Annotated in this window: 1 protein-coding gene; it reads right to left on the bottom strand. The window is 64.1% G+C overall.

Annotated elements, in window-relative coordinates; translation table 11 throughout:
• On the bottom strand, positions 1-518 hold a 518-nt coding region (locus BTW08_RS18230), incomplete at both ends, for an Ig-like domain-containing protein (RefSeq protein ID WP_168170685.1).

The following is a 518-nucleotide window of genomic DNA, read 5'->3' as shown; positions in this document are numbered from 1 at the left end:
CCGCGGCCAGAGCGTCGAAGTCGGTGCCGGGCGTGAAGCTGTAGCTGCCGTCGGCGTTGAAGTTCAGCGTTCCGTTGCCCTGACCTACGCTGGTGTCGAGCGCGTAGCTGGCGATGGTGCCATCGACATCGGCCGCTGCCGGGACCTGGCCAGTCAGCGCGGTGTTCTCACCGGTGGTTTGGGTATCAGCGACGGCAACCGGCGCATCATTTGTGCCGGTGACAGTGATCGTCACCGTCTTCGGTGCACTGACGCCGCCGTCGTTATCGATAGCGGTGTAGCTGAAGGTGACGTCGCGACTTTCGTCGGCAGCCAAAGCGTCGAAGTCGGTGCCGGGGGTGAAGGTGTAGCTACCGTCGGCGCTGAAGCTCAACGCGCCATTGCCTTGGCCCACGCCAGTGTCTAGCGCGTAGCTGGCTATCGTACCGTCAACATCGGTCGCTGCCGGGACCTGACCAGTCAGCGCGGTGTTCTCACCGGTGGTTTGGGTATCAGCGACGGCGACCGGCGCATCGTTG

This window comes from Salinicola sp. MH3R3-1 (assembly GCF_001937155.1).
In the GTDB taxonomy this organism is placed as follows: domain Bacteria; phylum Pseudomonadota; class Gammaproteobacteria; order Pseudomonadales; family Halomonadaceae; genus Salinicola; species Salinicola halophyticus.
The sequence above is the reverse complement of the archived record's forward strand: the minus strand, read 5'-3'. Positions and strand labels throughout refer to the sequence as shown.